Source organism: Leptolyngbya sp. AN10, assembly GCF_050565645.1.
Classification (GTDB): domain Bacteria; phylum Cyanobacteriota; class Cyanobacteriia; order Leptolyngbyales; family Leptolyngbyaceae; genus Leptolyngbya.
In genome coordinates, this window is sequence record NZ_JBNXVP010000054.1 from 1 (window position 1) to 23,565 (window position 23,565).

Below are 23,565 nucleotides of genomic sequence, written 5' to 3' on the forward strand. Positions count from 1 at the left end.
AAGTCGTCGGTAATTGCATAAATCGCTATAATTTCGTCAAGCATTTTTCTTCTCTTCGAGGGTCAACATCTTGAAGAGATTTTATTGGCTTTGCTCCCTGACCGCTTCTAACTAGCAACTTGGGTTATTAGAACAAGCTTAATGGGAAAGCAGGAGGCGACTTCGGAAGAAAAACGATGCAGGTTTGCCTCCGATCGCGATTAACTGTTTCGCGATTGTTTGAACTTCTCGCTGTCCTCTCACTTTCTTGTTCGACAAGTAAACGCCAAGTAAGGCTTGATTGATCAATTGGTGGAATTGAGCATGAGGCAACTGAGAAACACTCCGTTTGGCATTGTCAACGAAGTGCTTGAATCGATCGAGCATCTGTTCTTGACTGTTGTAGTAGAAACAGAAATTCAAATCCCCATGAATTCGATCTTCCTCTTGGTCGATCAGGTAATCGAGCAAGATGTGTAGACCCTGAACCCAAGGGAAATAGCTGTTTTTCACTTGATTAGTAAACGACTCCGACAAGTCTTGATGAAAAGCGTAGGCAACCAAGCAAAAAATTCCAAGCGTTGATCCCGCACAAGCAGAAAACTCATACCAATAAAGTTCTGGTAGCTGTTTCTGATGCAAATCAAACCATAGTTTTAATCGGGGAACTCGTTCTTCTACAGTGACGTGCTTGTGAACTTGCAAATCACAATAATAGTTCGCGAGTTCATGCAATACAGGTACAAGATTCGTGTGATTCGGCAACTGACGCAAAACGTTTTGGCAAGTTCTCACCAAATTCTGTAGATAGCCACCGTCTTCTTGATCGTCTCGTAAACGGTAATAGTTTTTGACTTCTGCCTCTGGAGTCAGCGCATCGATCGTGGCTTCATGCAGCGCACGAAAATCTTCAGGATCAAGGGATGTACTCCGATCGCACAAATTATCTAAATAATCACTAATCGTTTGATACGCCACAATAAATCGAATCGCTTCGCGCCAGTGACTTTTCGCCAGCAATCCATAAATCGCGCCGCCTTCACAGTGAAACTGTTTATCAGTCAAACTTGCTAAAGCTTGCTGACGAAGTTCTAGATTTGGAATTTGCTGTGCCTGGATTTTCCAGTGATTCAAATTGCTCCGAACAGCGGGAAGCACTTTGAAGTAGGTTTCTGACATCAACGACCACGGAGAAGCCGGAATATTCATGAAGGTGTGTGAGAGTTCAGGGACAACAAAAGTTCGATCGCTTTAACCCTAGAAACTTTGATTCACTTCACCGTCATCATTCAGAATGACTTGAATCCACAAACCCCTACTGTTTTAGATAGAACTATTAAGATTTGTATCTGCGGCTGCAAAACCTAGCGTGGGTTAAGAAACGAAACACGAATCGGCAATCGATCCCACGAACCCTCTACAATGGCTGAGGAAGTGATTTTTACTTCCATAAACAAAGTTCTACGCTATCTCTCGATCGACTGGATTTCTCACAGTTGGCGGGTAAATTTACTATCAATGATCATCCCTGATTCAGTCCTGGAAGCCCTCCTGAAAGAGCTTCCCCAGGTGCGACCCCAAATCTACTTCAAGTCTTCCCTCACTGCCTTGTCACATGCGATGGAAGACCAGGTTTTGGCAGGCAATGATCACCCGCTTGTAATTGCTAGTTTTCAACGTGAACGCTTTTATCGTCAAGAAGCACATCGGTATCTGAGAATCTCCGATCGTACGGATCAAGTCTACGTACTTGCGGCTCCCGAAACCGATTTCACCAATCGTTCAGATCACTATGAAACGATCGCGTTTGAACCCGAAGATGGTTTGAGCAAGGAATGGCACTTGATTGTACTAAGCGAACAGTATGCTTCTTGTTTGATCTGCCGAGAGCGCGATTTGAGCGAAGAAACTCCAACTGTTCCACTGTTACACGTCGATCAATCGCGGCGGTTTGAAGGCATTTGGACCTTCGATCGCGCGATTGTGCTGAAATCCGCTGAGATTCTACTGCACCGAATCCAGCGTTATCGTCCAGAACTGCAAAGTAAGATTGATTCCGTACTGACGCAAATTGCAGCAGGTTCAACGACGGATATTAATCACGTTGATCCGGCTCCGTTTGCCGATCGCTTAGTCACTTATCTGCAAGCGGGACAGTACAAACTCGCCAAAGCGTATCGATCAATTGCCGAAAAAGAACGCAAAGAACGCTTAGTCAACTCGATCACGGCAGCGGTTCGTCGATCGCTTGACCCGCATGAAATTCTCAATGTCGCGGCTGAAGAACTTGGCAAAGTTTTGGGTGCAGGACGATGTTTGATCTATCGCTGCAAATCCTCAGATTCGTCTGCCGTATTGCAGGATGAATACCTGCTCGATTCTGTCCCTTCGTTAGCAGGTCGAACTTGGACGCTACAAGGCAACCCCCTATTCGAGGAAGTCGTACAGCGACAGGAAGCGGTTTTTATCCAAGACACTCAGACTGATCCACGCTTTGCCATGATCAAAGATGGCGATCGCACCCTCAAATCGTTAACCGAAGAGTGGCAAATTCGATCGTGGCTGATGGTTCCCGTGTTGCATCAAAACCAGCTTTTAGGCATGGTCGAATTGCACTACTGTGGCGCAACTCCGCACGTTCTAGAGCGCGATGAAGTCGAAATGGTTGAAGCGATCGCGACTCAAGTTGGGGTGGCATTAATTCAAGCGGAATCGTTTGCCAACTTAGAGGATTTGAATCAGCAACTAGAAGCGCTCGATCGAACTCGCAGCAATCTCATCGCCATTACCGGACACGAACTTCGCACCCCCCTTTCAACGATCCAGGTCTGTCTCGAAAGCCTTGCCAGCGAACCCGACATGTCTCAAGATTTGCGGCAAGTGATGCTAAATTCCGCGTTAGCCGATGCCGAACGAATGCGGAAACTCATTCAAGACTTCCTCACCCTATCGCGGCTTGAAAGCGGACGAATCGAATGGAGGATTGAACCTGTACCGCTCTGGGAATGCGTCGATCTTGCCCTCAGTAGTCTTCAAGCCCGCAGAATTGCCACTCCACTGCCGCAAATCGTGACCCAGCTTTCGACCGAGCTTCCTCTCGTTCAAGTCGATGGCGAATGGTTGGTTGAAGTCCTGACTAAACTCCTCGATAACGCCTGCAAATTCACTGATTCTCAAGGTAGAGTAACGATTCGAGCGAAACAACATGAAGGTGCAATGCTTGAAGTGACGGTTGCAGACACCGGACGCGGCATCGAGGAAAATCGACTCGAAACGGTGTTCGATCGCTTCTACCAGGAAGAAGGTGCACTCCGTCGAACCACAGGCGGTACAGGTCTCGGACTCGCTATCTGCCGCCAAATCATTACAAACTGGGGGGGTCGCATCTGGGCAGAATCGAGCGGCAAAGATCGGGGTAGCGAATTTCACTTTACAATCCCGATCGTGCCAAGCGGTGAAACGAAACGAACGGCACAAAGGAAGAGAACTCGATCAAGGGATTAACTCAGGCTGCTATTTTTCAAGGCGGTCAACCCTGCCGAATAGCCTTTGTCATAAGCCGCTTGATACTCTGGTGAGCGCTCAGAGAGATTCGATTTTTCTCGACCTGCTTTCGCCTGATTGTATCCAGCACGATAACCAAGGGATGCGTCTTTCTTGTCATAGTCCGATCGAGCTTTGTAGGCTTTTTGTCGATCGTAGAGTCCGCTGTACTTGCGAGGTCTTCCCATAGTTATCGATTACCCGACATTGCGTCATCATAATGCCCAAATTCAAGCATGACGATTTACAGGAAGGTCTGAAAACTAGGTTTATCTAGAATAGGTTGACACCCAGATCGAGAATTAAAAACGTTATTGCCTGATCTAATACAGCGGTGCTACAATTCAAACGTAGAAAAGGCGACCCAACCTTCCACAGTTCGCCGCCTTTTCCGATATTCTCTGACCCCTCGTAAACTACAAAGAGGCAGTTTTTCCATGTTCAATTATAACGCAAATGGGCGGAATCGCAATACAAGCTCGTCAAATCCGCAACTGAAGCTCGTTGTAGAGCAACCAAGAGGTGAACCAAGTATGTTGCTCGATCCTCCCACTCAGCGTTGTGCCGATCTAGACGAAAAGAACTGTTTGATTATTTTCGAGGCAAATCAGTCTCCACAAGGCGCGTCCAGAAAACAACTGATGAGCGTTGCCGATATTGCGAGAACCTCTCTTGTTCAGAGAGTTCAAAAGTTAATTACCCCTCCCCAAGATTTTCTGATTCAATACAGTCCCCCGACTTCCAGCCCAAACGTTAAACCGACTTACTTCTATCGTCTTTCAGCAGGGGTGGCTGAAGAAGAACTACGGTATATTGCTCAAATTGCACTGGCACAGCAAGCCCAACCGTCTGAGCCAATCGAGTCGATCGCCAAGAAAAAACGAAAAAGCGTTGAAGAACTGAAACGAGGAGACCTGGATTCTGTATCGAGTGCCGTTGCTGAAATCAAGCCCGCTTTTCGCAGAGACTACTTGGAAGTGTTGGCATATCTCTTCAGGTTCCAACAGGCAACGATACGCCAGTTGTCAGACGCAACAGGTCAACCAAAACCGACAATTCACTCGCGCCTAACCAAATGGATGAGGACGGGTTTGGTTGATCGAGAAAAGCGAAAGACGGAAGACGGGTACGAATATCTCTATTTTTTGGCTACAGACGTTAATGCTACTGAGTTAATTTCAATCTTTCGTAAATACTTGGCTAACTCCGATCTCGCCCTAATTCCAGAAAACGATAGTAATCAAGTCGAGGCTCAAACAATGGTCGCGTCTTCCTCCAGCAAGTCCGCAGATGAAGTTCCACTAAAATCGCAACAAATCAGTCTCCTTGGTAAGTTGGTGGAAAAATTACCTGAATTTGATTCTAGCTGGAGCGACGAATTGAAAGAAAAATGGTTTAACTCCTATGAACGCTTGATGTCGTTGGGAGATATTCAGCATAAGGACAGCTAATTCCAGATTAAGCTGTTCCTTCTACTTTCCTAAAGACTAGGAGGAACAGCTCAAATTCGTTTTCGTTCCCATGCTTAGTATTGAACTCCGACAGGCAAGAAAGTGGTTACTCGCATCAAAGTCAACAAACTAGAATTTGAAGCAGCAGAGACAGATGGATGTGTCTATGGCAAAGATTTTGGAAGGCGACATGGCAGTTCTGGAAGTTCAGCCGCCTATTCGGTATACGTCGAGCTTGGCACCAGGAAGCGCTATATCTCCAGAGAAAGTGACGACACAAACTTGAAGTTCAAGCTCTTTAAAAACTGCGTCGTTTACTATGCTCGCAGCGACGATGAGGCTGATCGCGAAGAATTTGCATTCAGCGAGTCGATCAAAACAGTCATCATCTACTGTGACGCTTAAAACAACGATTTCCCTTGCATCCTGGGGCGGCGAGTCTTAATTCTTTTCGGTTCGAGCTTTTCGGAGTTGGCTTGTAGATATTCATCAACCTCGCTAACTGGCAGCGTTGCAGTTTCGCCGTTCTTCAAATAGATTGTTGCCATTGAGACGTTGCTTTCTTCTTGTTCAACAGCATCCATTACTGCGCTCAACAGTTTGTACGTTGCATGAGCGGCTGAAAAGATTGTGTCCTGTTGTCCTCGAAGAATCGCGATCGCCATTCTAATTCTCAAAAATTGTCGTTGGAAATTAAAAGGTTGTTTTTCCTTTGGACTTTTCAGCTCGTATGCGTCGTTTGCAAGATCTCTCAAAATCTGACGCTTCTCTTCCGAAAGTTCCTTCCAGTTCAGTTTCACTTCTTTTGTGAGTTCATCTGCCTGATAGGTGATTTGGTGGAAATAAGAGTTGCCATCAAATTCACCAGACCTAGCAGATTGCTCAGGCTTGAATAACTCACCAATAATGCCTGGTTGAATAACAGCAAATGAGTTCATTACTTTCCCTAATAGTCTGCTTACGCTGATCCCTCTCACAGCCACAGTGATTCGCGACTGTAAATACAAATATGCACTTTTTTTGCATATTCATGCAACAGATCTATGCAGATTTTAATATCAAAGGCTGTATCGGCTCTAGCGAGAGAATCTTGCGATACCTGAACCTTCTACGGGACTGACGGGGCTCGAACCCGCAACTTCCGCCGTGACAGGGCGGTGCTCTAACCAATTGAACTACAGTCCCAAGTTTGCTTTCGCCCTGTTTTGCAGCGCGATTTCTAGTATGCAGTCTTGACCCGGATTTGTCAAACAAATGGCTAAAGTTTTTTTCACTGCTTGTCGATCGATGATCCCCAAAAAATTTCTGCCCGATCCTCAATTCCCTTGTTATCACTGAAGTAGGAAGATTGACGTGTGCTAGGCGAAACTCATGAAAGATCTCAAAATCGGGCGGCATCCCGCGATTAAAATTGCGTTGGCTTCAGTTGTGTTGACCGCGATCGCGGGAACCGTTCTTCTCAAACTTTTACCGATCGAGATTTCGATTTCGTCTGATACTCCAAATTCGGTTCCGGTGATTAAAACTGCGAGTCCTCCTGCCGAAGCGGTGACTCCTCCGGAGATCGAGAAACCGGATCAAAGCGCGATCGCGCTCAAACAAGGAAATCTCCGGATTCGCAATCGATCAGATCACACTCTCCGAGTGGCTCTGTTAGCTCGTCAGCCCAAGGAACCAAATGCAAAAGCGGGTGAACCGCCAAAAGGATTTGCGCTTCCGTCTCACTGGGATTTTGCACCGCAAGAAGGCAGTGACTCAGGATTGCTTGTGGCATTGCCGAATCGAGCCATTCGACTCAAACGTGGCGATGTCTTAGTCGCCTTCGCTCAGGATGGCTCACAGCGCTATTGGGGACCGTTTGTGGTGGGAGAGACTGAACAACCCGTCTGGAATGCTCAAACCGCTGAATGGGAACTCAGTCTGCAAGAATAATGCACCGATTCAAGCAAAGGGATCTCTTTTACTCACGGAATGCCGAATTGACAGCTCTATACTTCCAATTTCACGAGCAATGTACGTCAGCAGCGCGTAAATCAGGACATTGACCCCGAGCATTTCTAGCACTTCTTCAGCCGTTGAAACTGCAAAATAAGCAACGCGATTGAAGGACTGCAACTGAACGAGATGGGCACCGATCAATTCGATTCCTAGCCCTCCTCCAACGTAAAGTCCAATCGCTAAAAGCAATAGCCGTCGAGTCTGTTGGGGTAACGTCTTGAAGAACTTGAGGTAAATGAAAAATAAGACCAGTAAGGCTGGGAGTGCAATGACAACCCAGGAGAAGTACAGCACTCCACTAAGGTTGAAGGTAGTCCGAAGCGGAACGACTGTTAATTCGTGCAGAGACGATGCTTCATCGATCGATAAGTAAAAAAGTAAAATTGCTAATCCTTGCCAATGCAGCACCTCATTCTTCTGGAATCGAGATTTGGTAGCGGCGATCAATGCGAACAATGCCGCTCCAATCAACAGCAGAGTTGCAGAATACCAGGTTGGAACGCTCAGTTCGCTATCGAAGTGCAGCCGTTGAACCAGCGCATACAGAGTACTTGAGCGAGGATCGGCGTTTTGCTCTACAACCCAACGGATCACCCGCAGCGAAAACTGTAGGGCGAGCATCAAAGGAATCACCGAAATCAGCGTGATCACGACTTGCTTCGGGGAAATTGAAATAGAGTGCATTTTGTTTGAAGAAACGAGGGTTGAGGTTGATGCTTAACCCTGTTCACCGCGGGACGAACCGGAGTCGAAAACAATGTGTATGTGCGGATCGATACCACTATAGACGATCGAGGCTTAACCTACTCTTAAATGTAAGATAACGTTGTTTTAACCTTCTCACTCGGTTCTGAGGCTCTGATAAAGTGTCATAATTTGCTCTAGCGGCAACCGAGACTGAGCCGCGATCGATAATTCCGATATATGCCCCCGATCTAAATGCTCTGAAGCTGCACAAGCAATCATGGCTGCATTATCGGTACAAAATTTCATCGGTGGAAATAGCACTTTAATCCCATGCGGTTCTGCGGCGATTTGCAATTGTTCTCGTAAGCCTCGATTTGCGGCAACTCCACCACCCACTGCGATCGTATTCAGTCCATAATCTCGCGCACAAGCGATCGCTCGTTTTGTTAAAGCTCGAACCACGGTTGCTTGGAAACTTGCGGCGAGATCAGCGATCGGTAATTCTTCCCCGGTCGCCTTCAATTTCTGAGTCAGTCGCAATACTGCCGTTTTCAACCCGCTAAAACTTGAATCATACCGATGGAATCCGCCTTCTGGCAGCGAGATCTGACCTTCTGGCAACGGAAACGCTTTCGGATTCCCTTGAGCCGCTAGTTTGTCAATAATCGGTCCACCTGGATACCCTAATTTTAACAATCGAGCCACTTTATCAAAGGCTTCTCCCGCTGCATCATCTCGCGTTTGACCTAAGACTTCGTATTGTCCGCAATCTTTCACGTAAATCAAACTCGTATGCCCTCCAGATACGAGCAAACAGAGAAACGGCGGTTCTAAATCAGGATCGCTCAAATACGAAGCGTAAATATGCCCCTCCAAATGATGAACGCCGAGGAACGGTTTCTCATGCACGATCGCTAAAGTTTTCGCCGCAGTCAATCCGACCAACAACGCCCCAACCAATCCGGGTGTACAAGTTCCCGCAACTCCATCAATATCCGCCCAAGAGAGACCGGATTCTGTAAAAGATTGTGCGATCGCTTGATTGACAATTTCGACGTGCTGACGAGAAGCCACTTCGGGCACAACGCCGCCATACTGCTGATGGATCGCGATTTGGGACGACACGACACTACTTAAAATGTGACGATTTTTTACGATCGCCACCGCAGTTTCGTCACAACTTGTTTCAATTGCTAAGACCGTTGCCATTTGCTGGTAGGTTTTGGGAGTAGGTAACTGTTTACAGTTGCTCGAATTGAGTGAGCTAGACTGATTTTCTAGTGTAGCGTTCCACTCGATTCCGCTTGAAAAAAACAACAGTGGAAAACATCAACTGTTTGACACAACCCCTCTTTTGTAATTCGTCAAAGGGAAACAATTCCATGCAACGATTGTTTGCTCTAGTTCTCGTTCTTTTCCTGGGTTTGGCTTTCAACCCTCAGCCTGCCCACGCTTATAACTTAGTACCTTGTAGCGAAAGTGAAGTGTTCGCGCAGCGGATGCAAGATTCCACTAGCGCTTCCGCTCAACGCCGCTTCGAGCTTTACTCGAAATCCGGTTTACTCTGCGGTAAAGATGATGGTCTGCCTCACTTAATCACTGATGGCAACCTTCAGCACGTTGGTGAATTCACGATTCCCGGCATTCTGTTCTTGCTGATTGCAGGCTGGATCGGTTGGGCGGGTCGTTCTTACATCCAAGCGGCGAAAAAGTCTGACAAGCCTGAAGAAAAAGAAATCATTATCGACGTGCCTTTGGCAATCAAGTGCATGTTGGGTGCTGCGTTGTGGCCCCTCTTGGCAGTGAAAGAACTGTTGAGCGGTGAACTGACCGAGCGCGACGATCGCGTTCCGGTTGGTGCAGATTCGGTTCTGCTCATGCAAGTCGATAAAACTGCACCTGCTCGATCGCAAAACCGCGCTCGTTAATCATCGTTTGGAGGTTTATTCATGGCTGGTTTTACCCGGTATCTTTCTTCTGCTCCTGTGCTGTGTGCGGTTTGGTTAACGTTCACGGCAGGCATTTTGATTGAGTTCAATCGGTTCTTCCCCGATCTGCTGTCTCATCCGAGATAAGCAGATTTCTGAAGAGTGAAGAGGCGCGATCGTTCAAAGTAGCGATCGCGCTTTTTCATATCTGTCTAATGGCTGAATCCAAGTCACAGCCTCAGACCGATGATCAGCAATTTGAACTCCTCTAAACTACGAATCGTTCTAATCTTTGGAGCGTTCTTATGCAACTTCAATATTTTTTGAGATTCCTTTCAGTTCCTTCAATCCTTGGAATTGTTACGCTGAGTGCCTTGTATACGCTATTTATTCTAATTAACTGGGTCGCTCCGGATCTTTTGATCTTGGGACAGTAGGAGAACGGGGCAAGGCTCTATACTCAAAATCGTGAGCCTATTGCCCCGATCATGAATCCTGAACCTGAGATTAGACGGCTGTTAGATGTGATGCCTGCATCCGGTCGAATGTTCGCCAAATTAGTCAGTAAACCCGATCAAAGATTAGTCATCGACGCTCCCGCACCGCTTCCGTGGACGAGCGATCGCACAATTTATATCAATTTCGATCTCTGGAGCCGCTTATCCCGATCGCAGCGAGATTTACTGATTCTCCGCACCGTAAGCTGGAGTACGAATATCAAATGGTTCCAGCCTTCTCCGATGTTGGGATTGACTGCATTAGGCGCGATCGGGCTTGGAATTGAACTGGCACAGCAGGATTTTGTGGGAGTCGCGGCGGCGAGTGGATTAAGCGCGATCGCACTGTTTCAAATTTGGCGAAATACGAAGAGTTCGCGGGTTGAACTCGAAGCGGATGAGAAAGCGATCAAAGTTGCTCAACGGCGCGGATATACGGAAACTGAGGCAGCACGAGCACTTTGTAGCGTGATCGAGTCGGTGGCTCAAAACGAAGGTCGAATGCTGAGTTTTGTTGAACTTCTTCGATGTCAGGCATTAAGAGCGATCGGTGGATTGTCTCCGGTCGGAATTCCTGATGAATTGAGGCAGGAATAGTGGAAATCGATCATGATCGCTTGTTCAAAGAGTTGATCTCGACCTTTTTTCTGGAGTTTTTGGAATTATTTTTGCCGGAACTGCGATCGACGATTGACCCAAATTCGATTCGGTTTCTTCAACAGGAATACTTTGCTGATCTGACCGCTGGAGAGGAAAAGATTATCGATCTCTTGGTCGAAGTAAAGCAATCCGGTGAAGATGCCGCTTTTCTCGTTCACGTTGAAGCGCAATCGACCCCAAAATCGAACTTTACGCGCCGTATCTTTTTCTATTTCTCCCGATTGCATCAGAAGTTTTTGCAGCGAATTTATCCGATCGTCGTCTTCTCGTTTGACAAGCCTTACCGGGAAGAGCCAAGTACTTATACGATCGAGTTTCCAAATCGAAAGATTTTAGAGTTCAACTTTGAATCGATTCAGTTAAATCGCCTCAACTGGCGGCATTTTATCGATCAGCCCAACCCAGTTGCAGCCGCACTAATGAGCAAAATGCGGATTGCGCCAGAAGATCGAGTCAGAGTCAAAGTAGAGTGCTTGCGATTATTAGTGACACTGCGACTCGATCCTGCTCGAACCAAGTTGATCTCAGGATTTGTTGATACCTACTTAAAGCTGAATGCAACGGAAACCCAAGCGTTTCAAACGGAAATTAGTAGAATTGAACCAGAACGACGAGAGGGCATTATGCAAATCGTAACCAGTTGGATGCAAGAAGGAATTGAGCAAGGAATTGAGCAAGGAATTGAGCGGGAGCGATCGCTAGTTTTACGACTTTTAACTAAGCAAGTCGGATCTTTACCGCCTGAAATTCTCGATCGCTGCGATCGTTTGTCGATCGATCAAATCGAAACCTTGGGAGAAGCCTTATTAGAATTTACGTCCCTAGCCGATTTGGAAGCTTGGTTGATACAGGCTTGACATCTTCCAGTTTTGCGTGGATCACAAGGGTTAATTCTTCGGGGGATTGGGAAATCTAGCAGTACGAACCCATGGGAAATTTAAAGGCTTTACAATCAAGCGCGTGAATTTACGGAATGTTCCGAATTCGAGTTTCCCAGATACGATGGGTTTGTCGCGGAAATGACCGACACATGAGCGGTTAATGCCCCACGATCGCACCGGAAGTTATCTTTATGGCTCAAATGGCAACTCAGACTCCCCCCGTTCGCAGTCTCGATACGAGTCTTGATGTCGAACTGCGAAAAGTCTCCAAAGTTTACAACGGTGAAGCCGCTGTGCGTGGAATCGATCTGGGCATTCGACGCGGTGAATTTTTTAGTATTTTGGGTCCGTCTGGATGCGGTAAAACCACGACGCTACGAATGATCGCAGGATTTGAGAATCCGTCGGCAGGGGACATTCTGATTCGCGATCGCTCAATGCTAAATGTCCCGCCTTATAAGCGTCCCGCGAATACAGTGTTTCAGAGCTATGCACTGTTCGGACACATGACCGTTTGGGAAAATATTGCATTTGGCTTAAAGATTCAGAAATGTTCTCGATCGGAAACTCAAGACCGCGTGAGAGATGCTTTGAAACTGGTGAAGCTTGAACATTTAGCGAATCGATTTCCGACTCAGCTTTCTGGTGGACAGCAGCAACGGGTCGCGGTCGCACGAGCATTGGTGAATCGTCCAGCGGTGTTACTGCTCGATGAACCGTTGGGAGCCTTGGATCTGAAACTGCGGAAGGAAATGCAGGTAGAACTTGCAACCTTACACCGGGAGTTGGGAATTACCTTTGTGATGGTGACGCACGATCAGGAAGAAGCGTTGTCATTGTCCGATCGCATTGCAGTGATGAACCTTGGCAAGCTCGAACAGGTTGGCACACCAGAACAAATCTACGATCGACCTTCGACTCCATTCGTTGCTGACTTTATCGGAGATACGAACTTGCTACGCGGCAAGATCGAAGGCGCACATCCTCAGACGCTTTGGATTAGAACCGAAACCGGAATTAAGCTCACAGTGCAGCAAAATCCGACGAATCCGCTGACTTCTGGATGGGTCATGACCAGTACACGCCCTGAGAAGATTCAGATTTCACTCGCGCCTGTGGATTCAGCGAATTGTTTTGAAGGTCGATTGCAAGATGTGATGTATTTGGGAACGCACGTGCATTGTTTAGTGCAGTTACAATCGGGCGATCGCATCATCGTTCGTCAGCCCACTTCAGCGAATCTTCCCAATGCAGATACTCCAATCTATGTGTGTTGGAATGCGATCGATAGTTTAGCGTTGTCAGAATCGTAGGAGGCGAAAATGGCTTATTCTCGTCGTCGATTCTTGAAAACGGCTGCTCTTGGAATGTCTGGGTTTGGCTTGTCGAGTTGTGGGTGGACACTTGCAAAAGTTCAGACCGATCGGGCGATCGCGTCTTCTTCGGATGAACTCCATATCTACACTTGGGCGAACTATATCGATCAAGAATTAGTCGATACGTTCCGCGCCAAAACTGGAATTAAAGTAACGTTCGATGTGTTTGATTCTAATGAAACGATGTTAGCGACGTTTCAGGCAGGAAAAGCAGGTATCTACAGCATCATTTACCCATCTGACTACAAAGTGACTCAGATGAAAGGGCTTGGGTATCTAAGCGAACTCGATCATCTGAGGCTAGAAAGTTTGAGTAATTTACTTCCTCGATTTCAGAACACGATTCATGATCCTGGAAATCGCTACAGTGTTCCTGTGAGTTGGGGAACGACTGGATTGCTTTATAACAGCGAGAAGCTGACGAATCCACCCACTGATTGGAACTATCTTTGGGAAAACAAAGACAAGCTGAATCGACGCATTACGCTGATGAATGATGTGCGGGAAGTGTTGGGTGCGACTTTACGATCGCTCGGTTATTCTTACAATTCTCAAGACCCCGCAGAACTGAAGAAAGCCTACGATCGCTTACAAGAATTGAAACCTGCGATCGCAACTTTCACCACCGATGCTTGGCGCGATCAGTTAATTGCTGGAGATCTTTTAATTTCAATGGTTTACTCTTCGGATGCTGTTCTTGCTACGACTCAGAATCCGAAACTCAAATACGTGATTCCAGCCAGCGGAACTTCGGTTTGGAGTGACACAATGGTAATTCCCAAAACGGCTCCAAACCCAGATGCAGCCTACGCTTGGATGGAATTTATGCTGCAACCGGAAGTCGCTGCGAAATTGACGGAGCGGTTGTCTTTTGCTACTACAAATCGAGCCGCGATCGCGAAATTGCCGCCTGATGTGCAATCGAATACTAGCCTTTTCCCATCAATGGAAACGATCAATAAATCTGAATCGATTCTGCCGATGGAGCGGGACGTTTTGGAAGCATACGATCGCTATTGGACAAAGCTTACGAGTTAATGCGCGATCGCTTCCTTCGCTTGCTCAGTCCGTCTCGGAATCTCATAAGTCCAGAAATCCGAAGCCAATTCCGTATTTGGAAAAATCGCACGAGCTTCATTGAGCAAATCTTTGATCTGAATTGCATTTCCAGGCGCATATCGAGGGCTAAAATGCGTCATAATCAGCGTCTTCACTTGAGCCAATAACGCCGTTTGAGCCGCCATTGTCGAAGTCGAATGAAGTCTCTGAAATGCCATCTCTGCATCTTGATGGGCGAACGTGGCTTCGTGAATCAGCACATCTGCATCACGGGCAAGGTCGATCGCATTTTCACAAAAAACCGTATCGGTACAATAAGCCATTTTGCGTCCGATTTCGGTTTCGCCGCAGAGGTTTTTTCCATCGATCGTCCGTCCATCCGGTAGCGTTACCGTCTCGCCCCGCTTCAACTTTCCATAAATCGGACCCGACGGAATCCCCAACTCTTTCGCGACTTCAGCCTTGAAATGCCCCGGACGGTCTTTCTCCGCCACCCGATACCCGAACGCGGGAACTCGATGCTTCAACAAATCACAAGTCACCGTGAATTCTTCATCCTCAAAGACCAGCCCAGGACTCACCGGATGAAATTTGACCGGATAGGAAAAATGCGTCTGTGAATACCGCTTACACGCCTTGAGGTACTGATCTAACTCAGGAGGACCGTAAATATCGATTTGTTCAGGATTTCCCGCCAGTCCGCAGCTTGCCAACAAGCCCATTAAGCCGAAAATGTGATCCCCGTGAACGTGCGTGACGAAAATTCGTCGAATCTGACTCACCCGCAGATCGCTTCTGAGAAATTGATGTTGTGTTCCTTCCCCGCAGTCAAACAGCCACACCTCCGCCCGTTGCGGCAAGCGGAGTGCGATCGCGCTAACATTTCGCGATCGAGTCGGAACCCCAGAACTCGTGCCCAAAAATGTGATCTGCAAAGCTGACCCGCCTGAACTCAATACACTATCTTCATACTGCCACAGGAACTTGCTTCACACCGAAGCGGTCTCTGCCAAAGAACGATGAAATTTTAAGCAGGTTTGCGTGATCCGGATTACAGGCAATGGAAAGTCACGTATATTAACAAATGTTAGAAACTTAATAAATCGTGGCAAATTGATCCAGAACGCTTGGCGTGACCGCTGTTAATTGTTGAGTGAAGACCCCGAAAGTGCAATGGTAAATCAAATGAAGGCTCGATCGCTGTTGAACTCGATTTCAAAATCCTTTGGGCTAACTGTCTTAATCTGGGCAGCGGGCATTCTGTCGGCTGAAGCCAAAGAATCGCTCAAGTTGCGCGTGGCGATCGAACAAAACGTGCCGCAAGTCAACGTCGGTAGCTCGGTGAATGCTCAAGTCTTGGATGGTTCGCAGCGGGTAATCGGCGAAATTCAAGGAATGAACGGGTTTGCGGCGCAGGTGAAAGAGGGCGGAATTGCGCTCGATCGCTGGAAATCTGGCGCGTTGTGGGTTGTACCCAAAGATGAAAATGGAGTCGTCTGGATTGGAAATCGCTGGTATCGCGGTCGAGTGTATTTGATTCCGACGGGCAAAGGACTAACGGCGATTAACTATGTCGATTTAGAGCAATATCTGTTCAGCGTTTTGGGCAGTGAAATGAGCGGCAATTGGCCCCAAGAAGCCCTGAAAGCTCAAGCAGTCGCGGCTCGGAGTTATGCTTTACACGAACGCGAAGGCGCAATCCGGAAAAACGAAATGTTTGACCTTGGCGATACGCAAGGTTGGCAAGTTTACAACGGCATTCAAGCCGAATCCGCAGGAACACAAACGGCAGTCATCGCAACTGCCGGAAAAGTTCTGGCACACGATGATAGAGTCATCAATGCGGTGTTTCACTCGTCTGCGGGTGGATGTACCGAGAACGTAGAAGATGTTTGGGTGCAGCCTTTGCCGTATCTGCGATCGGTCAAGAACAATTACGACCAAGGCTCACCTGTGAATGAATGGTCAAGAAACTTTACAGCCGCAGAGATCGGGAATCGATTCGGAGTCGGGAATTTACAGCGCTTAGAACCCGTCAAGATGACCCGAAATTGTGGACGGGTGCAAGAAATTCGAGTTGTAGGAGATCGCGGTTCCAAGGTCGTTAAAGGAAACGAATTCCGGGAAGCGTTGGGCTTGAGAAGTACCTTGTTTACGATCGCGAATCAGTTTCAGCCTATCGCGAGCAAAGAAGGACAAAAGCAGGCGCTCGCTGGCGTAACCTTTAATGGACGCGGATTCGGTCACGGATTGGGAATGAGCCAATGGGGAGCCTATAACATGGCACGTCGCGGCTATACCTTCGATCGGATTTTGCGGCAATACTATCTCAATACCGAACTTGGCACAATCAATGTAGAGAGATAAGCTTTTTAATACCCTGACGAGTTCGATTCGTCAGGGTATTTCATTGCTAAGATTTCTCGATCCATTTCCAAAGTGGATGACTGCGACCTTGTTGACGAATCTTCAGAACCGTTTTCTCAAGTCGCTGACGTTCATCGGGCGGCAGACCAAATAGAATATTGCGGCTTTGCCAGATCAGTACACTCAACGTCATTCCGATACAAAATCCGAGTCCGATCGTTGCTGGGAGATTTCCCGCCAGTCCGTGTCGTAGGGCTGCCCAGGTGAAATATTGCTGCATTAGCGAAATGGGATAACGCAAGCCCCATAGACTCAGAACTCCGATCGTTAACCAAAGTCCAATTACGACAAACCACCGTCCAATCACCGTCATTCGATGCAGGCGTTGAACGGCAGCTTGAAATTTGGGATCAAGTTCAGACGGATCAATAAAATCCGGAGGAGTCATACAATTCAAACCTAGTCGCTACTGGCTTCGGCAGTTTTCACAGGCGCGAATGCCCGTCCCCGCTTTTCTCGCCACAGTGCTAACAGTGTACTCGCGATAAAGATACTCGAATACGCACCCATCGTAAATCCGATAATCAGCGCTAGGGCAAAGTTCTTCAGCGTTTCTCCTCCGAAGAAGAAGAGCGCAAACAGGGTTAATAAAACCGTTAGCGTGGTGTTCAGCGATCGCGTTAAAGTCTGATTCACGGCATCGTCCACGATCTCGTTAATATGCCGACCGGGATTGAGTTGAATCGTTTCGCGGACGCGATCGTAAATCACAACCGTGTCATTGACCGAGAAACCGACGATCGTTAACAATGCCACGACGAACAAACTATCGACCTCGGTTCTTAATGGTGTAAGTCCGAGAATCGCGAAGAAACCGACCGTGATCAAGACATCGTGGAAGAGTGCAAGAATCGCGAAGAGGGCGTAATCCAATTCAAATCGAAACGTCATGTACAGCGTAATGCCTGCGAAAGATACGAGGAGAGCGACTAATGCAGACTGGAAAAGCTGTCTACCGATCGTTGGACCGACGGTATCAATCTGCGTTTTCGTCGCATCAAACCGACCGACTTTAGATTCGAGTTCGGCTTGTAGTTTAGTTCGCTGATCAACACTCAAGGTAGTCGTGCGAATCAAAGCGGCTCGCTGTTCTTGTCCAACGAGTTGGAGACTGGCATCACCGAGATTTTGCGATTGCAACACTTCACGAATCGCATCGAGACTAATTGGCTTGTCACAGTTTCCAGGAACACTACAATCGAGTTCAACCTGAAGCCGAGTTCCTCCTTTGAAGTCGAGACCCGGACGCAGCGGAGTCCCAATCTGCGTTTGTAGAATCACCATTGCAATGATGCCTGCAAGAACACAAATTGCAGAAATCGTCCACCACAATCCTCTCTGGCGAATAACATTCAGTTTCATCAGGTGGTCTCCGGAGTCGATTGTTTAGCTTTGGGGAGGTTGGGACAGAACCATTCGGGCTTGCGGAGTCCCGGAAGCGTAATCGCGTACATCATTAAGGTGCGGCTACAGGTCACGGCAGTAAACATACTGATCGCGACCCCTAATAAGAGTGTCACCCCGAAACCTTTGACGAGTCCTGACCCGAACCAGATTAGGGCGATACAAGCGATCGCAGTTGTAACGTTACTATCAAGGATGCTAGAGAAGGCGCGGAAGAAACCGGATTCGACCGATCGGTAAAGCGTTTTACCTGCGAGTAATTCTTCACGAGTCCGCTCAAAAATCAGGATGTTCGCGTCTACTGCCATTCCGATACTGAGAATAAATCCAGCGATTCCCGGTAGGGTTAACGTCACGCCTAGAAGTTTGAACCCGGCATAGGTTAACAGTGCATAAATCACGAGCGAGATTGCACTAATCACACCCGGCAAACGGTAATAGACAATCATGAAGCCGAGAACCAGCAGCAATCCACCCACGCCAGCATAGATACTGCTTTGGATACTGTCGCGTCCCAGGGTTGCGCCCACGGTTCGGTTCTCGACGACTTCAACCGGAAGCGGTAACGCACCCCCTCGAAGTTGAACGGCGAGATCGGTTGCTTCTTGGGCGGTAAATCGTCCGGTGATTGTCGCTCCGCCGCCTGCGATTCCCGTTTGAGCAAATTCGGCTCCGACCGTGGGATAGCTGATGAGACCGTTATCGAGGAAGATACCCAGCGATCGACCTGTGCCTGCCAGACTTTTAGTGAGGTCGGCAAATCTTTTACCGCCTTCTTCGTCAAATTGCAGTCCGACGCTAAACGAATTTGATCCAGGGGCAGATTCTGGAAACGCATTCCTTAAATTCTTACCCACTAACGCGGGTGGATCAAAGAGAGCCGCGATCGCATCATTACTTCGTTTCAGAGCGGCTTGGTTTTCCTCGATCGTTTTTTGATCTCCAGATTTCCGCAATTCTTCCTGTTTTCTCAGCAGATCTTGGCGGACGGACTGTTCGATCAGTAATTGCTGCTCGGTTCCTGCTTTTTGTGCCCGGAAATCGAGTTGCGCCGTTCCTCCTAGAACTCGCTCGGCTTGCTCTGGATCATTCACACCCGGCAATTGCACAAGAATTTGGTCTTCCCCAGCCGTTTGCACCAGAGGTTCCGACACGCCCAAACCGTTAATCCGACCTTCGATCACGCGCTGTACGTCTTCGAGTTGTTGTGACGTGATGTTTTTAATTTCTGCGGTGGGCTTGACCTGGATCGTAATCTGCGATCCGCCGCGCAAGTCTAAGCCCAAGAGTGCTGGAAAGTGGCGCTGATCAAAGATGATATAGATCGAGCCAAGCACTAGCACCAAAATTAAGATTAATAATCCTCGCTGCCGTCCCATAGCCGTTCCTGTTATGACAAAGGCTATGATAACGCTTTCTTTGTAAGACGTTGCATTCGATACGGTTTTGGCAATAGAAATAGATTCTTTGGCTTGAGTCGTGAATTGCTCTCAAGGTTGATTAAATGGATCTCATCCTACTGTGTAGGGTTTCGATTGCGGAAGGATTTACGCCTGTCTTTTGCTGCTCATTTTCGTCTTTAAGCAGTGCTTTTTTCGCTCCTCTCTTTCTGTAATAGGAAATCCAGATATTCTTCAATCTGAACTAATCGAGCCTGAGATAATTGCCGTAGCTTCGCCAAAATTGCCTCCTCTTGTTGCCATTGTTCCACTGGCATAATTTGAGAAGCAGCAACCTCGATCGTAACTTGAGGAAGATCAAATCCTTCCAAACTGTAGCCATCTTCTTGCCCTTCATCCATTGGGTAATGTTCCACGATCGTCGCAATATCACCCCGCTTTAGGTTCAACTCTTGAATATCTTGAGTCAGGGCAACTTGCGAAAATAAAGGATAAGTGGTTTTCATGGTGTACCTCCCTTATCAGGTACGAGTGTGACAAATCGAGTTTCAATATCGTCAACCATCCAAATTGTAACGATACGAAGTTGAACACCATTCACTCCCTGTAATATTGCACGAATTACATATTTCTTACCATAGCGCGTCGTTTCAATGAACTCCGCAGGTTGGCACAAGACTTGTGTACGAAGATCTGATTCAAGTTGCTGCCAATTATCAAGGGTGTACCCAGCTTGAGCTAGAAATTTAGATTTATCGTCCTTGGGTAATGGCACTAGCAAATAAGCAGTGAGTTTTGTTTCTGAGATGACCGCATCCGTAGGCAGAATCATCGCGATCGCATTGTCAACGACTTCTATAATCTACACGGTTCATCGCTTATTGCTTTGATCGGTTAATCAGTATTGAGCAGGGCTTGAAATCAGCCGTTTTGGCGAATCTAGTGGACGAGCCGATTCTGTGCCAAAGTGCGATCGCGCTCTGGCATGGGCACTCTCAGACGATACAGCCCTCGATGCTTTTCGCAAATTTATCGATGACCGAAACGCTGAGGACATTACCTATAGGAACACTGAACCGATGACAAATCAAACGATCGCGCCTCAACTCTCAGAGACCGATCTTGAAGAGATCAAAGCTGCCCTCGCTACGATCGAGAATAAGCTTCCGTATCTGGTACATCTCACAACTGAAGAACGCCGCAAGCTGTTCAAGATGGGCAATAAAAGCCTCTCGTTTGTCAGCAATAGTCTGATGGCAGCACAAACTAATCCTGATGTTTTGCCTGTGAGTTTTGACCTGAAAGCATTCGGCAACAATTATCAACTCGCAACGACGTTAAGCGAGGTTCACCTGAGACTGCAACAACTCACCGAGAAAGTCGATGATACCTTGATGTCTGTAAGCAGCGATGCGATGACTGATAGCCTTACCGTCTACGAGTACATCAAAACCGCTTCTAAAAAGACTCCAGGACTCAAAGCAGTCGCAGATCAGTTGGGTGAACGATTTAAAGCAACTCGCTCTAAAGTATCGAAAGAAGCTCCGACTCCTGTATCGGTTTCTTAATCAAGTTCAAAGACTCGTCGATCAGTATCTGATATTCGCTCACGACTGTTGATCACTCATCGACGAGTCTTTGATTCTCGTTTACGAGTCTTTACTACTCAAGCACGACTGTTGATCACTCATCGACGAGTCTTTATTACTCACGCACGAGTATTTGATATTCGCTCACGAGTGTTGGTCACTCATCGACGAGCCTTTGATTCTCGTTTACGAGCCTTTACTACTCAAGCATGAGTGTTTGATTCTCACTGTTATCTTTTTCGATCGCATTAAACCTTCAGCGGAACCATATTGCGAACTGCTTCCACAATCTGCGGCGGTTGCACGATCGTTAACGCTTCCAATGCTCCGTTGTAGGGAGTCGGAATATCTTGAGACGACATTCGCAACACAGGCGCATCGAGTTCATCGAAAAAGCGATCGTTAATCGATGCGACCAATTCCGCACCAATTCCACCTGTTCGCATACATTCTTCAACGATGATCACGCGATGAGTCTTACGGATCGATTCGCCGATCGTGTCAAAGTCTAAGGGCTTGAGCGACAGCAGATCGATCACTTCGCAGTCATAGCCTTCTTTATCCAAAGTCTTCATCGCTTGCATCGCATGGTGACGCATTCTCGAATAGGTGAGAATCGTGACATCTTTTCCTTTGCGAACGATTTCGGCTTTGTCCAACGGCAAGTAATATTCCTCGCTCGGCAGATCTTCTTTCAAGTTGTAAAGCAGGACATGTTCAAAGAACAGCACCGGATTATTGTCCCGAATCGCTGACTTGAGTAAACCTTTTGCGTTGTATGGAGTCGAACACGCAACGATTTTTAATCCAGGAACGGCTTGGAAGTAAGCCTCTAGACGCTGCGAGTGTTCTGCGCCAAGTCGAGAACCGACACCCCCCGGACCGCGAATCACGATCGGGATTTTGAAGTTTCCACCCGACGTGTAGCGCAACATTCCTGCATTGTTGGCGATTTGGTTGAACGCCAGCAAGAGAAATCCCATGTTCATCCCTTCGATAATCGGGCGCAATCCAGTCATTGCCGCTCCAACCGCCATTCCGGTGAAGCTATTTTCTGCGATCGGCGTATCGAGCAATCGCAAATCCCCGTACTTCTTATATAAATCCTTCGTGACTTTGTAAGAACCGCCATAATGCCCGACATCTTCGCCCATCACCAAAACTGTCGGGTCTTTTGCCATTTCTTCGTCGATCGCTTCTCGAAGGGCATTAAAGAAGAGTGTCTCTGCCATTGCGTTCCCACGTTTGAATAAGTTACTTGCAAGGTCTCATTCTATCGGAGCAAGGACATTCCGCAAAGCTCCAACGCGAAAACATCACGTCACTTGATCGTCACCGTTCCAATAAAATTAAAGATCTGTTGTGATGGGAAAAAAGCCGTGGCGTTTAAAGTCGGTTTGTTGGGATTGGGAACTGTCGGGACTGGAACGGTTGAAATTCTCCGTGATCCGGCGCAGCGTCACCCGTTACTGCAAGATATTGTGATTCATAAGGTCGGAGTGCGATCGATCGATAAACCCCGAATCGTGCCGACTGAGTTATTAACCACGGATTTAGAGTCGATCGTCACCGATCCCGAAATTGATATCGTGATCGAAGTCATGGGCGGCTTGGAACCTGCCCGATCGCTGATGTTAAAAGCGATTCAGAATAAAAAACACGTTGTCACCGCCAATAAAGCCGCGATCGCGAAATTCGGAGATGAGATTTTTACGGCAGCATCCGAAGCAGGCGTTTACGTTCTCCTCGAAGCCGCAGTCGGGGGCGGTATTCCGGTGATCGAACCGCTCAAACAATCGCTCTGTGCGAATCGAATTAATACCGTCACCGGAATCGTTAACGGCACGACGAACTATATTCTCACTCGGATGCAGCTTGAGGGCGGCGATTTTACGGAAATTCTCGCCGATGCTCAGAAATTAGGATATGCCGAAGCTGATCCCACTGCTGATGTCGATGGATTCGATGCAGCCGACAAGATCGCAATTTTGGCATCGCTGGCATTTGGCGGACGGATTAAATTACCGGAAGTCTACTGTGAAGGGATTCGGAACGTCAGCGCGATCGAGATTGCCTATGCCGAAAAACTCGGATTCGTGATCAAACTCTTAGCGATCGCACAACGTAAATCGAGCGACGAACTCGAAGTCAGAGTGCATCCGACGCTGGTTCCGAAGTCGCATCCCCTCGCCAGCGTCAACGATGTTTACAATGCGATTTTGATTGAAGGAGAACCGATCGGGCAAGTGATGTTCTTTGGACGGGGAGCGGGATCAGGACCCACTGCCAGCGCAGTCGTCGCTGATGTGTTGAGAATTGCCGCATTACTCAGAGTTGCTCATGCGTCTGAACCGAATGAGTCTCCGATTCTTGATCCGCTATTGGCTTGTTCGCATCAGCACTACTGTACGATCGCGCCAATGGAAGAACTTTACACCCGCTTTTACGCTCGATTTCTCACTCAAGATTATCCGGGTGTGATCGGTAAAGTAGGAACCTGTTTTGGCGATCACGAAGTCAGCTTAGAATCTGTCGTCCAAGCGGGCTTCCGAGAGGGAGCCGCAGAAATTGTCGTCGTGACTCATGAAGTTCAGGAAGGAAACTTCCGTAAAGCATTGGGTGAAATTGAAAAGATGGAAACGATCGCGAAAGTTGCGAGTGTCCTTCGGGTGCTTTAGGGCTTGGA

The 23,565-nt window shown here is 47.6% G+C and carries 27 protein-coding genes and 1 tRNA gene; 15 read left to right on the plus strand and 13 right to left on the minus strand.

What is annotated here, in order from left to right; translation table 11 throughout:
* Positions 1-138: 138 nt before the first annotated feature.
* Complete coding sequence (locus ACQ4M5_RS37235; RefSeq protein WP_430680840.1) at positions 139-1,188, minus strand: tetraprenyl-beta-curcumene synthase family protein; 1,050 nt, start codon at positions 1,186-1,188, stop codon at positions 139-141.
* Positions 1,189-1,401: 213 nt separating this feature from the next.
* On the opposite strand from ACQ4M5_RS37235, the gene ACQ4M5_RS37240 reads away from it, so the two are divergent.
* Positions 1,402-3,483 carry a DICT sensory domain-containing protein gene (locus tag ACQ4M5_RS37240; RefSeq protein ID WP_430680841.1) on the plus strand — a complete coding sequence of 694 codons (2,082 nt, stop codon included), beginning with the start codon at positions 1,402-1,404 and terminating at the stop codon, positions 3,481-3,483.
* Here the strand turns inward: ACQ4M5_RS37240 and ACQ4M5_RS37245 are convergent.
* Complete coding sequence (locus tag ACQ4M5_RS37245; protein ID WP_430680842.1) at positions 3,480-3,710, minus strand: hypothetical protein; 231 nt, start codon at positions 3,708-3,710, stop codon at positions 3,480-3,482. The two genes, ACQ4M5_RS37240 and ACQ4M5_RS37245, sit on opposite strands and share 4 nt — an antisense overlap.
* A 249-nt stretch (positions 3,711-3,959) precedes the next feature.
* Here ACQ4M5_RS37245 and ACQ4M5_RS37250 point away from each other — a divergent pair, with 249 nt between their 5' ends.
* Together ACQ4M5_RS37250 and ACQ4M5_RS37255 are read left to right on the plus strand one after the other, a co-directional pair.
* Positions 3,960-4,973: a MarR family transcriptional regulator gene (locus ACQ4M5_RS37250; protein WP_430680843.1), complete on the plus strand. Its 1,014-nt coding sequence runs from the start codon at positions 3,960-3,962 to the stop codon at positions 4,971-4,973.
* Between the two features lie 102 nt (positions 4,974-5,075).
* A complete protein-coding gene (locus ACQ4M5_RS37255) occupies positions 5,076-5,378 on the plus strand; it encodes a hypothetical protein (protein ID WP_430680844.1) in 303 nt (100 codons plus the stop codon).
* On the opposite strand, the gene ACQ4M5_RS37260 is transcribed toward ACQ4M5_RS37255, so the two are convergent.
* Together ACQ4M5_RS37260 and ACQ4M5_RS37265 are read right to left on the minus strand one after the other, a co-directional pair.
* Positions 5,375-5,911 carry a hypothetical protein gene (locus tag ACQ4M5_RS37260; protein ID WP_430680845.1) on the minus strand — a complete coding sequence of 179 codons (537 nt, stop codon included), beginning with the start codon at positions 5,909-5,911 and terminating at the stop codon, positions 5,375-5,377. The two genes, ACQ4M5_RS37255 and ACQ4M5_RS37260, sit on opposite strands and share 4 nt — an antisense overlap.
* A gap of 173 nt (positions 5,912-6,084) precedes the next feature.
* Positions 6,085-6,158, minus strand: a tRNA-Asp gene (locus tag ACQ4M5_RS37265).
* Between the two features lie 186 nt (positions 6,159-6,344).
* On the opposite strand from ACQ4M5_RS37265, the gene ACQ4M5_RS37270 reads away from it, so the two are divergent.
* Entirely contained in the window at positions 6,345-6,905 is a 561-nt protein-coding gene (locus ACQ4M5_RS37270) for a hypothetical protein (protein ID WP_430680846.1), read from the plus strand.
* 9 nt (positions 6,906-6,914) lie between these two features.
* Here the strand turns inward: ACQ4M5_RS37270 and ACQ4M5_RS37275 are convergent, their stop codons facing one another.
* A complete protein-coding gene (locus ACQ4M5_RS37275) occupies positions 6,915-7,655 on the minus strand; it encodes a hypothetical protein (protein ID WP_430680847.1) in 741 nt (246 codons plus the stop codon).
* Positions 7,656-7,811: 156 nt separating this feature from the next.
* Positions 7,812-8,867, minus strand: coding sequence for a tRNA (adenosine(37)-N6)-threonylcarbamoyltransferase complex transferase subunit TsaD (gene tsaD / locus ACQ4M5_RS37280; RefSeq protein WP_430680848.1), 1,056 nt, complete (start codon positions 8,865-8,867; stop codon positions 7,812-7,814).
* 173 nt (positions 8,868-9,040) lie between these two features.
* Here tsaD and ACQ4M5_RS37285 point away from each other — a divergent pair, with 173 nt between their 5' ends.
* The 7 genes from ACQ4M5_RS37285 to ACQ4M5_RS37315 all read left to right on the plus strand — a co-directional run bounded on the left by ACQ4M5_RS37285 (position 9,041) and on the right by ACQ4M5_RS37315 (position 14,038).
* Complete coding sequence (locus tag ACQ4M5_RS37285; RefSeq protein ID WP_430680849.1) at positions 9,041-9,586, plus strand: Photosystem I reaction center subunit III; 546 nt, start codon at positions 9,041-9,043, stop codon at positions 9,584-9,586.
* Between the two features lie 21 nt (positions 9,587-9,607).
* The gene (gene psaJ / locus ACQ4M5_RS37290) at positions 9,608-9,733 is read left to right on the plus strand and encodes a photosystem I reaction center subunit IX (RefSeq protein WP_430680850.1); all 126 of its coding nucleotides are present in this window, start codon (positions 9,608-9,610) and stop codon (positions 9,731-9,733) included.
* A gap of 158 nt (positions 9,734-9,891) precedes the next feature.
* Positions 9,892-10,023 carry a hypothetical protein gene (locus tag ACQ4M5_RS37295; protein ID WP_430680851.1) on the plus strand — a complete coding sequence of 44 codons (132 nt, stop codon included), beginning with the start codon at positions 9,892-9,894 and terminating at the stop codon, positions 10,021-10,023.
* Positions 10,024-10,074: 51 nt separating this feature from the next.
* Positions 10,075-10,680 carry a DUF3318 domain-containing protein gene (locus ACQ4M5_RS37300; RefSeq protein ID WP_430680852.1) on the plus strand — a complete coding sequence of 202 codons (606 nt, stop codon included), beginning with the start codon at positions 10,075-10,077 and terminating at the stop codon, positions 10,678-10,680.
* On the plus strand, positions 10,680-11,600 hold the full coding sequence (locus ACQ4M5_RS37305) for an Rpn family recombination-promoting nuclease/putative transposase (protein WP_430680853.1): 921 nt from the start codon (positions 10,680-10,682) through the stop codon (positions 11,598-11,600). The genes ACQ4M5_RS37300 and ACQ4M5_RS37305 overlap by 1 nt, the downstream gene beginning before the upstream one ends.
* Before the next feature lie 215 nt (positions 11,601-11,815).
* A complete protein-coding gene (locus tag ACQ4M5_RS37310) occupies positions 11,816-12,937 on the plus strand; it encodes an ABC transporter ATP-binding protein (protein ID WP_430680854.1) in 1,122 nt (373 codons plus the stop codon).
* Between the two features lie 9 nt (positions 12,938-12,946).
* Positions 12,947-14,038 carry an ABC transporter substrate-binding protein gene (locus ACQ4M5_RS37315; RefSeq protein WP_430680855.1) on the plus strand — a complete coding sequence of 364 codons (1,092 nt, stop codon included), beginning with the start codon at positions 12,947-12,949 and terminating at the stop codon, positions 14,036-14,038.
* On the opposite strand, the gene ACQ4M5_RS37320 is transcribed toward ACQ4M5_RS37315, so the two are convergent.
* The gene (locus tag ACQ4M5_RS37320) at positions 14,035-14,994 is read right to left on the minus strand and encodes a ribonuclease Z (protein WP_430680856.1); all 960 of its coding nucleotides are present in this window, start codon (positions 14,992-14,994) and stop codon (positions 14,035-14,037) included. The two genes, ACQ4M5_RS37315 and ACQ4M5_RS37320, sit on opposite strands and share 4 nt — an antisense overlap.
* 238 nt (positions 14,995-15,232) lie before the next feature.
* Between ACQ4M5_RS37320 and ACQ4M5_RS37325 the strand changes: the two genes are divergently transcribed.
* Positions 15,233-16,426, plus strand: coding sequence for a SpoIID/LytB domain-containing protein (locus ACQ4M5_RS37325; protein WP_430680857.1), 1,194 nt, complete (start codon positions 15,233-15,235; stop codon positions 16,424-16,426).
* 46 nt (positions 16,427-16,472) lie between these two features.
* Here ACQ4M5_RS37325 and ACQ4M5_RS37330 read toward each other — a convergent pair whose 3' ends face one another.
* The 5 genes from ACQ4M5_RS37330 to ACQ4M5_RS37350 form a co-directional block, all read right to left on the minus strand.
* The gene (locus ACQ4M5_RS37330; RefSeq protein WP_430680858.1) at positions 16,473-16,874 is read right to left on the minus strand and encodes a hypothetical protein; all 402 of its coding nucleotides are present in this window, start codon (positions 16,872-16,874) and stop codon (positions 16,473-16,475) included.
* A gap of 11 nt (positions 16,875-16,885) precedes the next feature.
* On the minus strand, positions 16,886-17,848 hold the full coding sequence (gene secF / locus ACQ4M5_RS37335) for a protein translocase subunit SecF (RefSeq protein WP_430680859.1): 963 nt from the start codon (positions 17,846-17,848) through the stop codon (positions 16,886-16,888).
* Positions 17,848-19,269, minus strand: coding sequence for a protein translocase subunit SecD (secD, locus tag ACQ4M5_RS37340; RefSeq protein ID WP_430680860.1), 1,422 nt, complete (start codon positions 19,267-19,269; stop codon positions 17,848-17,850). Before secD ends, secF begins: the two co-directional genes overlap by 1 nt.
* A gap of 200 nt (positions 19,270-19,469) precedes the next feature.
* Entirely contained in the window at positions 19,470-19,796 is a 327-nt protein-coding gene (locus tag ACQ4M5_RS37345) for a DUF4926 domain-containing protein (protein WP_430680861.1), read from the minus strand.
* Positions 19,793-20,122: a DUF6883 domain-containing protein gene (locus ACQ4M5_RS37350; protein WP_430680862.1), complete on the minus strand. Its 330-nt coding sequence runs from the start codon at positions 20,120-20,122 to the stop codon at positions 19,793-19,795. The genes ACQ4M5_RS37345 and ACQ4M5_RS37350 overlap by 4 nt, the downstream gene beginning before the upstream one ends.
* A 127-nt stretch (positions 20,123-20,249) precedes the next feature.
* Here ACQ4M5_RS37350 and ACQ4M5_RS37355 point away from each other — a divergent pair, with 127 nt between their 5' ends.
* Complete coding sequence (locus ACQ4M5_RS37355; protein ID WP_430680863.1) at positions 20,250-20,858, plus strand: hypothetical protein; 609 nt, start codon at positions 20,250-20,252, stop codon at positions 20,856-20,858.
* A 48-nt stretch (positions 20,859-20,906) separates the two neighbouring features.
* Positions 20,907-21,092, plus strand: coding sequence for a hypothetical protein (locus ACQ4M5_RS37360; protein ID WP_430680864.1), 186 nt, complete (start codon positions 20,907-20,909; stop codon positions 21,090-21,092).
* Positions 21,093-21,127: 35 nt separating this feature from the next.
* Here ACQ4M5_RS37360 and ACQ4M5_RS37365 read toward each other — a convergent pair whose 3' ends face one another.
* Entirely contained in the window at positions 21,128-22,111 is a 984-nt protein-coding gene (locus ACQ4M5_RS37365; RefSeq protein ID WP_430680865.1) for an alpha-ketoacid dehydrogenase subunit beta, read from the minus strand.
* Positions 22,112-22,258: 147 nt separating this feature from the next.
* Between ACQ4M5_RS37365 and ACQ4M5_RS37370 the strand changes: the two genes are divergently transcribed.
* Positions 22,259-23,557 carry a homoserine dehydrogenase gene (locus ACQ4M5_RS37370; RefSeq protein ID WP_430680866.1) on the plus strand — a complete coding sequence of 433 codons (1,299 nt, stop codon included), beginning with the start codon at positions 22,259-22,261 and terminating at the stop codon, positions 23,555-23,557.
* The last annotated feature ends 8 nt before the right edge of the window (positions 23,558-23,565 follow it).

Bases quoted from the DNA above. Each gene is read 5' to 3' on its own strand.
- ACQ4M5_RS37235 (WP_430680840.1), bottom strand. From the start codon at position 1,188: ATGAATATTCCGGCTTCTCCGTGGTCGTTGATGTCAGAAACCTACTTC.
- ACQ4M5_RS37240 (WP_430680841.1), top strand. From the start codon at position 1,402: ATGGCTGAGGAAGTGATTTTTACTTCCATAAACAAAGTTCTACGCTAT.
- ACQ4M5_RS37245 (WP_430680842.1), bottom strand. From the start codon at position 3,710: ATGGGAAGACCTCGCAAGTACAGCGGACTCTACGATCGACAAAAAGCC.
- ACQ4M5_RS37250 (WP_430680843.1), top strand. From the start codon at position 3,960: ATGTTCAATTATAACGCAAATGGGCGGAATCGCAATACAAGCTCGTCA.
- ACQ4M5_RS37260 (WP_430680845.1), bottom strand. From the start codon at position 5,911: ATGAACTCATTTGCTGTTATTCAACCAGGCATTATTGGTGAGTTATTC.
- ACQ4M5_RS37270 (WP_430680846.1), top strand. From the start codon at position 6,345: ATGAAAGATCTCAAAATCGGGCGGCATCCCGCGATTAAAATTGCGTTG.
- ACQ4M5_RS37275 (WP_430680847.1), bottom strand. From the start codon at position 7,655: ATGCACTCTATTTCAATTTCCCCGAAGCAAGTCGTGATCACGCTGATT.
- tsaD (WP_430680848.1), bottom strand. From the start codon at position 8,867: ATGGCAACGGTCTTAGCAATTGAAACAAGTTGTGACGAAACTGCGGTG.
- ACQ4M5_RS37285 (WP_430680849.1), top strand. From the start codon at position 9,041: ATGCAACGATTGTTTGCTCTAGTTCTCGTTCTTTTCCTGGGTTTGGCT.
- psaJ (WP_430680850.1), top strand. From the start codon at position 9,608: ATGGCTGGTTTTACCCGGTATCTTTCTTCTGCTCCTGTGCTGTGTGCG.
- ACQ4M5_RS37295 (WP_430680851.1), top strand. From the start codon at position 9,892: ATGCAACTTCAATATTTTTTGAGATTCCTTTCAGTTCCTTCAATCCTT.
- ACQ4M5_RS37300 (WP_430680852.1), top strand. From the start codon at position 10,075: ATGAATCCTGAACCTGAGATTAGACGGCTGTTAGATGTGATGCCTGCA.
- ACQ4M5_RS37310 (WP_430680854.1), top strand. From the start codon at position 11,816: ATGGCTCAAATGGCAACTCAGACTCCCCCCGTTCGCAGTCTCGATACG.
- ACQ4M5_RS37315 (WP_430680855.1), top strand. From the start codon at position 12,947: ATGGCTTATTCTCGTCGTCGATTCTTGAAAACGGCTGCTCTTGGAATG.
- ACQ4M5_RS37325 (WP_430680857.1), top strand. From the start codon at position 15,233: ATGGTAAATCAAATGAAGGCTCGATCGCTGTTGAACTCGATTTCAAAA.
- ACQ4M5_RS37330 (WP_430680858.1), bottom strand. From the start codon at position 16,874: ATGACTCCTCCGGATTTTATTGATCCGTCTGAACTTGATCCCAAATTT.
- secF (WP_430680859.1), bottom strand. From the start codon at position 17,848: ATGAAACTGAATGTTATTCGCCAGAGAGGATTGTGGTGGACGATTTCT.
- secD (WP_430680860.1), bottom strand. From the start codon at position 19,269: ATGGGACGGCAGCGAGGATTATTAATCTTAATTTTGGTGCTAGTGCTT.
- ACQ4M5_RS37345 (WP_430680861.1), bottom strand. From the start codon at position 19,796: ATGAAAACCACTTATCCTTTATTTTCGCAAGTTGCCCTGACTCAAGAT.
- ACQ4M5_RS37350 (WP_430680862.1), bottom strand. From the start codon at position 20,122: ATGATTCTGCCTACGGATGCGGTCATCTCAGAAACAAAACTCACTGCT.
- ACQ4M5_RS37365 (WP_430680865.1), bottom strand. From the start codon at position 22,111: ATGGCAGAGACACTCTTCTTTAATGCCCTTCGAGAAGCGATCGACGAA.